This window comes from Metasolibacillus sp. (assembly GCF_025291715.1).
Lineage (GTDB): Bacteria > Bacillota > Bacilli > Bacillales_A > Planococcaceae > Metasolibacillus > Metasolibacillus louembei.
The window spans coordinates 54,200-63,075 of the sequence record NZ_JAMBIZ010000020.1; the positions used below are offsets into that span (position 1 = coordinate 54,200).

Here is an 8,876-nt window from a genome sequence, read left to right on the forward strand (position 1 = left end):
CAATGAGGGAACGTGTTTAACATGAAAAATTTACATATTAAGCTTCTTTTATCTCTTATCATTTTTGCAGTGATTTTAGTAACTGTTGTAACGTTCACTAATCGTAAGCTTGTACAAAATGATATTCAAGAACGGACAAAAGTCAATTGGTCATTAATTGAAAATCAAATTTTAGATAATTTAGAGGCGACTGATACTGTGCAATATCATTTAGAGCAAGACCTTTCGAAAACTGTAGAAACAGAGCTTCGTAAAATGGCGATGCTGTATAAGGAAAATCCGGATATATTGTCATGGGATTTAGAGAAAATGAAACAGCAACATGGTATGGAAATATTTATTATGGACAATACCAATACAATCGTTCATACAACATACCCACCGGATTTAGGTATGAATTTTAAAGAGTGCTGTGCAGAATTTGATCGTGTCCTTACACAAAGAAGATTGAGTGGGGAATTTTTCACAGAGGGAATAGATATTTCAACACAGCTGAATGAAATGTGGAAATATAGCTATTTAGCAACCCCTGATCATGAATATTTAATGGAGCTAGGTATACGAGCAAAGGATGTTGCTTTGTTCAGTGATTTCAATTTTTTTGATATTGCGACAAAATTACCAAAAGAATATGATGATTTATTAGAAGTGAAAATCATTAACCGTGCAGGCAATTATTTAAGCAATTCAGAGGGGGAACATGAATCTGTCAAAAGCAATGATACAGAGTTTCAGGCAGCTTTCCGACGCGCGCTTGAAACATCAAATATTATACAGTATGAAAGGCATATAGGGGATGGAATTATCGAAACCTATCGCTTTTTACCTTATGATAATGTGCAAAATAGAAGCTACTCTACGAAGCGAGTAGTTTTTCTAAAATATAACAATGCATCAGAGCTAGCATGGCTGAAAAGAAATACACAGCAGTTTTATTTCATTTTAGCGGTCGCTATTTTTACATCGATTATCGCGCTCATTGTATTAAATTTAATTTTAATGAAAACAATTCGACAGGCAGAACGTGATCCATTAACAGGTGTATACAATCGCGCAACTTATTTAGAGCAAGTAGAAAAGCTATTAAAACGACAACAGCGCAAAAAAATGGGCGTATTGTTATTTGATGTAGATAATTTTAAACAAGTAAATGACCAATATGGCCATATAAAGGGGGATATTGTTTTAGTAGAGCTTGCTAAAATGCTTGAGCAACTTGCTCGAAAGGAAGGCTTTGTCGTTCGATTTGGCGGAGATGAATTTGCTATCGTTATTAAAGATGCAACCATTGAAAAGTTAGAGCAAATCGCCAATCAAGCGATTGAGGAAATTACTCTAAAAAGGCAAGGAAGCGACTTAGCGTGGGCAGTGCTGTCATTAAGTATTGGTGGTACGTTGCAAGCCGATTTGCAAGAAACAGAACGAGACCTATATTCAAGAGCAGATGAGGCATTGTATATGTCAAAGCATGGTGGTAAAAATCGCTATTCGTTAAAAGTATTATAATGCAGAAAAAGAATGCCCCCGACGAAAAGGGCATTCTTTTTGTTACGTTCACCTAACAAGGTGAAACTAGGATGTCAGTTTTACTTTTTTCTTCGTCGTTGTCCATTTACCTCGACTTGGGCTCATAACCAAGTCGTTGAAGGCTAACACATTCAAATCTCTTTGAATGGTGCGAGGAGTGATGTTGAACTCTTCGACTAAATCCTGTGTAGACACTTCTCCTTTTGTAAGAATAAACATGTACACGTCTTTAATACGATTAAGCATTCTATCAGTAGTTGGTTTCATCATTAGTGAACCACTCCTTCGATCTTAATTCTCATGGCAAAGACTAGCGGACGACAATATGTGCGGAGTGCACGTAGGCTTTTCGTTGATGCCCCAGACAACCCCTTTTCAAAAGTAATCTATCAGAACAAATATTCTGATAATATGATTATAACGCATATTTGTAACAATTTCTATTAGTTTTAAATGATTTCATAAAAAATTTACTTCTTATTTACATTTTTTATGCGCAATACCAATTCATTATGTCTTCGATATGAAGGGGTAGCATTTGCTTAAAAAAGTATAATATTTTCCGTTGTTTTTTCACGAAGAAGGCGTAAAATAGACGGTATTAGAAAATGAGGTGGAATACATGAATTGGTTACAAATTGCGCAAAATCGTCAGGATGAATTGCTGACAGAATTACAGCAGCTTATTCAAATTGAAAGCGTGCTAGATGAAAACAATGCAACGGCAGACAAGCCGTTCGGGCAAGGTCCACTTGATGCCCTCCGCTTTATGCTAACTAAAGGTGAGCATGCAGGAATGCAAGTGAAAAATATTGATAATATGGCTGGCCATATCGAGATGGGGGAAGGTCAGGAGTTACTCGGACTTTTATGTCATGTAGATGTAGTACCTGTTGGTGATGGTTGGACATATCCACCGTTTGAAGGACGCATTGTGGATGGCAAATTGTTTGGTCGTGGTGCGATTGACGATAAAGGACCAACAATGGCTGCATGGCTTGCGATGAAAATGGTGAAGGATAGCGGCATTCAGCTTAATAAACGAGTTCGTATGATTATCGGAACGGATGAGGAAAGTGGCTTCCGCTGTGTGACACGCTATTTTGAAAAAGAGGAAATGCCAACAATTGGCTTTGCACCAGATGCAGATTTCCCTCTAATTAATGCGGAAAAAGGTATCGCACATCTTATTTTTTCACAAAAAAATAAGGCAACTGAAAAAGATACACTCATCTCATTTAACGCAGGAAAACGAACGAATATGGTACCGGATTTTGCTGAGGCGAAATTAGTGACTATTTCCGCAGATGGAGCTACAAAATTCCAAGCATTTTTACAGGAAAATGGGGCGGAAGGTGCTTTAACAAAAGAACAAGACCACTATATAATAGCTGTTAAAGGAAAATCAGCACATGCAATGGAGCCTGAAAAAGGTATCAATGCAGCGGTATTACTAGCGCAATTTTTAACGACAGAGCTAGCAGGTAGCGGCTTGGCATTTGTACAGTTTATTGCAGATGTCTTTGGAGCAGATCATTTTGGTACAGCATTAGCGCTGAACTATCGTGATGAGATGTCTGGAGAAACAACATTGAATCCAGGCATCCTTCGATTTGATGACAATGGTGGCACAATTGAAGTGAGCATGCGCTATGCTGTTACCTATTCATTTGAAGAGAAAATAACGGCTGCGCAGCAAGTGTTAGCGCAAACAGATTTCATATTAGATATCGCAAGTAATTCAGCGCCGCATTATGTACCTGAAGATGATGAGCTTGTTCAAACATTAGTAGGTGTTTACCAAAAGTATACAAATGATTTTTCGAAAGTGCTATCAACAGGCGGTGGCACATATGCTCGCGTATTAAATAAAGGGGTAGCATTTGGTATGTTATTCCCAGGTGAAGCAGATGTGGCACATCAAAAAGATGAGTTTGTGGACGTGGAAAATTTAATTAAGGCAGCAGCTATCTATGCAGAGGCAATTGCTAAGCTAGCAAGTAAATAAAGATGAGAAGAGGAATGTATGATGGGGTATAGTTTATTAAATGATCGCATTGTTGGAGATGAGCAAGTTGTTGTTAATAAAGAGGATCGCGGTTATCAGTTTGGTGACGGCGTTTATGAAGTAATCAAAGTGTATAATGGACAATTTTTTATGGCTGAGGAGCATATCGATCGCTTCTATTTAAGCGCAGAAAAAATTCGTTTAACAATTCCATATACGAAGCATAAATTACATCAATTATTGCATGAGCTTGTAGAGGCAAATGAAATTCATACAGGACATGTATATTGCCAAATTACGCGTGGTGCGACAGCGCGCAATCATATTTTCCCAAGTGCAGATGTAACGCCTGTTTTAACAGGAACAGCAGTAGAAGCAGCAAGACCTGTTGCCAATTTAGAAAATGGGGTAAAGGCGACGTTTGTTGAAGATATTCGTTGGCTGCGCTGTGATATTAAATCATTAAACTTATTAGGCGCAATATTAGCAAAGCAAGAAGCATTTGAAAAAGGCTGCTATGAAGCAATTTTACATCGTGGTGAAACAATTACAGAGGGCTCATCAACGAATGTTTTCGGTGTGAAGGACGGCGTTTTATATACACATCCAGCAAATAATCTCATTTTAAAAGGTATTACGCGTGAAGCAATTTTAACATGTGCGGCGGAAATCGGTCTGCCAGTAAAGGAGCAGCCAATAACGAAAGAACAATTGCTTGCAATGGACGAAGTCATTGTTGCATCAACGACGTCGGAAGTTACACCAGTAATTGAAATTGATGGCAAGCAAATTAACGGCGCTCAAGTAGGTGAATGGACACGCAAATTGCAAGCGCAATTTGAAACGAAAATTCCAGCAGCGATTACCATTTAATTGTAATAAAGCACAGGCAGCTCAGTTTAGGGTGCCTGTGCTTTTCATTTTGTATCGAAAGTAAGGTGGCGTGTCATATATTTTGGCGGTATGTAACTTTCAATTGTATATTTTTTTACACATAATTCATGTACAATAGAAAGTATGAAGCTAGTAGATGGAGAGTGTTAGATCATGGCACAATTAATAAAAATACAAGACTATATATCTCGCTATGAGATTGACTTCACACGCTATCCTACACAATTTGTCAGATTGAAGAAGGTGCAGTGGGAGCGCATTAAGCATCAATGGGAAACGGGCGGTGAACTGAACCAGCAATGGGAGCATGTTGATACAACGGATGATATCGTTGAAGTAGCAAAGCCGAGGTTTTCCTTCTTGAAAAAAATATTTCCATCAAAAAAGCAAGAAGTAGAAGCGCTTGTGGAAGATGAGGCAGAGGAAGATGAAGAAATTCTCGATGAGGAAACGACGCTATTTTTCGAGCCCAATATCGTGTATAATCCGCAAAGCTTAGAAGAGCTCAAGCGCATGTTTATGGATCAATTTTTCCATTTTCAAATGAAATGGGCCAGCTCTACACTGCGTGAAAAATCATATGTCGATCCGAAATATATGCGTGACACATTGCTGCGTACACTATTGCAGGACTTACCTGATAATTACTTGCTGCTTTATTACCCGATTTTGCGAGTGAAAAAGGCACCAATTGAATTAGAGGTCATTATCATTACACCTGTTGAATGTATTTGCATTACGGTGGTGGAGGAAGAAAGTCAAGCTGTTTATGTTGGGAGCAGTGAACGTTTTTGGTTAAAAAAAGTAGGGAAACAAGATAAAAAGACGCTGAATCCATTTATTCGTTTGAACCGAATGGAAACATTAGTGAAGCAGCTATTTGAACAGGCAGAGGTTGAAATGCCGGTTCGCAAAGTACTGCTATCGCGCAATGGCTATTTTGATTATCCAGGCTCTGTTTATGGCGTGCAATTTATTGATAAGCGCAACTATGCAGAATGGCTACAACAAATGAAACGCACAGTTTCACCAATGAAGCATATGCAAATTCGAGCAGCTCAATCCATTTTAGCAATTGGACAAACGACATCGTTCCATCGAGATATATGGAGCGAGCAGAAAAAGGATGACGAATGATGCAGCTGCATATTATTTTGAACGAACATGCAGGAAGCGGCAGGGGGATGAAGCGCTGGAAAAGTTGGCAGTCCTTATTAGAAATTCCTTATATACTTCATATAACAAAGTACAGAGGGCATGGATTGCAAATTGCTAAGCAAATTGCACAGGAGGCAGAGGAACAGAGAAGACCAGCATGTATCGTGATCATTGGAGGAGATGGAACGATACATGAAGTAATTAATGGTGTGCTTGCGAACGAATGGGTAACAATCGGTGTGATGGCTGGCGGCTCAGGCAATGATTATGCACGTACATATGATACATTTCATTCGGTAGAAGAGCTGCTTCAATTTATACAGCAACCTACGAGAAAGCAGCAAGACTGTGGTATGGTCACATTGCAAGGACAGCATGCTTTTATGAATAACTGTGGCATTGGCTTTGATGCAGCTGTTGCTAAGGCTGCTAATGACTCTGCATTGAAAACAGTTCTAGGCAAATTAGGGTTCGGCAAACTAAGCTACATCTACTACTTAATTAAACAATTGTTTGTTTTTAAACCATTTGAGTTAACAGTGACGAAGGATGGAGAGCAGCATGTTTTTCATAATGTTTGGTTTGCAACAGTATGTAACCAGCCATATTTCGGCGGCGGTATGAAGCTCTCACCATCCTCTAAAACGGATGATCAAGTGCTTGAAGTGATTGTTGTACATAATCTATCAGCAATAAAATTACTATTTTTATTTATGACGATATTTCCTGGTATGCATGTTCATTTAAAAGAAGTAACACAGCTAACAGGACAAAAATTTCAATTGACACATAATGCAGAGCTGCTTTGCCATGCAGATGGAGAAATATTGGCAAAGTCAAAGGAAGGGCTAACATTTTATGTGAATCCTTTAAGCTGGTATGCGACAAAAAAATAGTGAATCAGTTATACTAAAAAGATGTAAAAAAGAAATGAGGAAAAGTAAGTGAGATTAAGAAATAAACCATGGGCAGAGGAATTCATTAATGAGCATCCAGATGTGATTCTGCCAAACCCTGAGCAATGTAAAGGAAATTGGGCAACTGTATTTGGGAATGATCATCCTATCCATATTGAGGTTGGCACAGGAAAAGGTCAGTTCGTTTTAGGAATGGCATTACAAAATCCTGATATTAATTATATTGGTATTGAGCTATATGATAGCGTAATTGTCAGTGCGCTAGAGCGTATTGTAGAAGCTAATAAGCCAGCTAATTTGCGTTTATTAAAAGTAAATGGTGCGAAATTACAGGAATATTTTGCAAAGGGCGATGTCAGTCGCGTTTATTTGAACTTCTCTGATCCATGGCCAAAAGCGCGCCATGCGAAGCGCCGTTTAACACATGAAGGGTTTTTATCTATCTATGAAAGCGTGTTAATTGACCAAGGAGAAATTCATTTTAAAACGGATAATCGAGGTTTATTTGAATACTCTTTAGTGAGCATGAACGCCTATGGAATGGCATTAAACTATGTATCTCTTGACTTACATGCTAATATGCCAGAGGATAATGTGATGACAGAGTATGAGGAGAAATTTTCAGCAAAAGGGCAGCCGATTTATCGCTTAGAGTGCCAATTTAAGTAATAGGGGGAGAAATGGATGGATAACTATGTATTTCATGAAATGAAGCTTTTTTGGTTAAATGGTGGGGTAACTGCGCTAGATGGGGGAGCGATGTTCGGTGTTGTACCGAAGGCGTTATGGTCACGCAAATACCCTGTCAATGACTTAAACCAAATTGAATTGGCATGTGAGCCAATTTTAATTCAATATGCAGGCAAAAATTATTTAATTGATACAGGTGTGGGCGCAGGCAAGCTCACAGAAAAGCAGCTGCGCAATTTCGGCGTATCAGAACAGTCTAGCATTGAAGCAAGCTTAGCGGAGCTTGACATGAAGCCTGAAAATATCGATGCGATTTTAATGACGCATTTGCATTTCGACCATGCAGGTGGCTTAACGCGCTGGGAAGGTGACAAGCTTGTACCTGTCTTTCCAAATGCAACGATTTATACGACGCAAATCGAATGGAATGAAATGTGCAACCCAAATATCCGTTCACGCAACACATACTGGAAGGAAAATTGGGAGCCTGTACAGCATCTAGTGAAAACGTTTGAGGGTGAGCTAGAAATCGTACCTGGCTTGAAGATGGTACATACAGGTGGACATAGTGACGGGCATGCGGTCATTCGCTTAGAGCAAAATGGTGAGGTTTTGTTACATATGGCAGACATTATGCCAACACATGCCCATCAAAATCCACTATGGGTGTTAGCATATGACGATTACCCAATGACAAGCGTTTTTGCCAAGGAAAAGCTGATGAAGGAAGCTTTGGAAAATGGCTATAAATTTATTTTCTATCATGACGCATATTACCGCATGATTCAGTGGGACGCGACAGGCAAGGAAGTTGTTGATAGCTTAAAGCGCAGCAATGAGGCGGTTATTCAGTTTAAGTAATAAGGAGATTTGGAAAATTAAGAGAAATCACATGGTACATTCCTGTAATTTCTCTTAAGTTATTTATATCTTGATATATAACAAGAGAGTAATGGCAATTTGAAAAATACACAATTATAAATAAACCTTATTATAACATGTATGGTAAAAAAATTTAAAAATCTATACTTTATTTTTTTGAGAAATAACTTTATAGTATCTAATATTAACTTTTATTTATGTATATTTCAATTTCCTCTTTCAATATATTTATAATATTATCTTCTTCTATAGAAAATAAAATATCTAAGCCTCTATCAATCCAGTAAGTAGAATCATTTTTTGGGTTTATAATATGAGATGCTATGATTCCTTTCCTTATATAAGATATCCCAAGTCTCAAATATTCCCCCAATTCTTTACTTAGATTAATACAAACATCTATATTTTCCATGGATTCTGGATATTTTTCATATTTTAATAGTAATAGGCTGTAATTAATGAGGATATTTAATTTAATAGTTTCTAAATCCTTGTCTCCTTTATAATAGTCTATACTCTGAATTAAAAGATTTTTTATTGTGGGTATAGTTTGTAATGGAAAATAAAATAGAATGGAGTTCATTAGGTAAATATCAGCTATGTACAACTGATTTCTTTTACATAAAATCTCCCATACCTCATTTAAACCAATTTGTGCTTCTTTTAAATTATTCGTTTTTGTGAATATTAAGAGAGATTCGCATATTTTTTTTATGTGTTGAATCACTAGTGTCGCATTAAAATAATTCAACGCTTTATAAAAATCTAAATTTTCAGTAATTTTATCTTTGCATAAAAAA

Annotated in this window: 8 protein-coding genes and 1 pseudogene; 7 read left to right on the forward strand and 2 right to left on the reverse strand. The window is 37.5% G+C overall.

Annotation, left to right across the window (positions count from 1 at the left end; all coding sequences use genetic code 11):
• The first annotated feature begins 21 nt into the window (after positions 1 to 21).
• On the forward strand, positions 22 to 1,506 hold the full coding sequence (locus tag M3Z76_RS12915; protein ID WP_293927514.1) for a GGDEF domain-containing protein: 1,485 nt from the start codon (positions 22 to 24) through the stop codon (positions 1,504 to 1,506).
• Between the two features lie 66 nt (positions 1,507 to 1,572).
• Here the strand turns inward: M3Z76_RS12915 and M3Z76_RS12920 are convergent, their stop codons facing one another.
• Positions 1,573 to 1,794, reverse strand: coding sequence for a DeoR family transcriptional regulator (locus tag M3Z76_RS12920; protein ID WP_042474511.1), 222 nt, complete (start codon positions 1,792 to 1,794; stop codon positions 1,573 to 1,575).
• A 355-nt stretch (positions 1,795 to 2,149) separates the two neighbouring features.
• On the opposite strand from M3Z76_RS12920, the gene pepV reads away from it, so the two are divergent.
• From pepV to M3Z76_RS12950, 6 genes are all read left to right on the forward strand, one after another.
• Positions 2,150 to 3,535 carry a dipeptidase PepV gene (gene pepV, locus M3Z76_RS12925; RefSeq protein WP_293927511.1) on the forward strand — a complete coding sequence of 462 codons (1,386 nt, stop codon included), beginning with the start codon at positions 2,150 to 2,152 and terminating at the stop codon, positions 3,533 to 3,535.
• 21 nt (positions 3,536 to 3,556) lie between these two features.
• Complete coding sequence (gene dat / locus M3Z76_RS12930; RefSeq protein ID WP_293927618.1) at positions 3,557 to 4,408, forward strand: D-amino-acid transaminase; 852 nt, start codon at positions 3,557 to 3,559, stop codon at positions 4,406 to 4,408.
• A 174-nt stretch (positions 4,409 to 4,582) separates the two neighbouring features.
• Complete coding sequence (locus tag M3Z76_RS12935; protein ID WP_293927508.1) at positions 4,583 to 5,566, forward strand: NERD domain-containing protein; 984 nt, start codon at positions 4,583 to 4,585, stop codon at positions 5,564 to 5,566.
• Positions 5,563 to 6,483: a diacylglycerol/lipid kinase family protein gene (locus tag M3Z76_RS12940; RefSeq protein WP_295656568.1), complete on the forward strand. Its 921-nt coding sequence runs from the start codon at positions 5,563 to 5,565 to the stop codon at positions 6,481 to 6,483. Before M3Z76_RS12935 ends, M3Z76_RS12940 begins: the two co-directional genes overlap by 4 nt.
• 48 nt (positions 6,484 to 6,531) lie before the next feature.
• Entirely contained in the window at positions 6,532 to 7,173 is a 642-nt protein-coding gene (gene trmB / locus M3Z76_RS12945; protein WP_293927506.1) for a tRNA (guanosine(46)-N7)-methyltransferase TrmB, read from the forward strand.
• Positions 7,174 to 7,188: 15 nt separating this feature from the next.
• A complete protein-coding gene (locus M3Z76_RS12950; protein ID WP_293927505.1) occupies positions 7,189 to 8,055 on the forward strand; it encodes a YtnP family quorum-quenching lactonase in 867 nt (288 codons plus the stop codon).
• Positions 8,056 to 8,260: 205 nt separating this feature from the next.
• Here M3Z76_RS12950 and M3Z76_RS12955 read toward each other — a convergent pair.
• Positions 8,261 to 8,876: pseudogene (locus M3Z76_RS12955) on the reverse strand (hypothetical protein); the annotation flags it as partial.

Bases quoted from the DNA above. Each gene is read 5' to 3' on its own strand.
- M3Z76_RS12940 (WP_295656568.1), top strand. From the start codon at position 5,563: ATGATGCAGCTGCATATTATTTTGAACGAACATGCAGGAAGCGGCAGG.
- dat (WP_293927618.1), top strand. From the start codon at position 3,557: ATGGGGTATAGTTTATTAAATGATCGCATTGTTGGAGATGAGCAAGTT.
- M3Z76_RS12950 (WP_293927505.1), top strand. From the start codon at position 7,189: ATGGATAACTATGTATTTCATGAAATGAAGCTTTTTTGGTTAAATGGT.
- pepV (WP_293927511.1), top strand. From the start codon at position 2,150: ATGAATTGGTTACAAATTGCGCAAAATCGTCAGGATGAATTGCTGACA.
- M3Z76_RS12915 (WP_293927514.1), top strand. From the start codon at position 22: ATGAAAAATTTACATATTAAGCTTCTTTTATCTCTTATCATTTTTGCA.
- M3Z76_RS12935 (WP_293927508.1), top strand. From the start codon at position 4,583: ATGGCACAATTAATAAAAATACAAGACTATATATCTCGCTATGAGATT.
- M3Z76_RS12920 (WP_042474511.1), bottom strand. From the start codon at position 1,794: ATGAAACCAACTACTGATAGAATGCTTAATCGTATTAAAGACGTGTAC.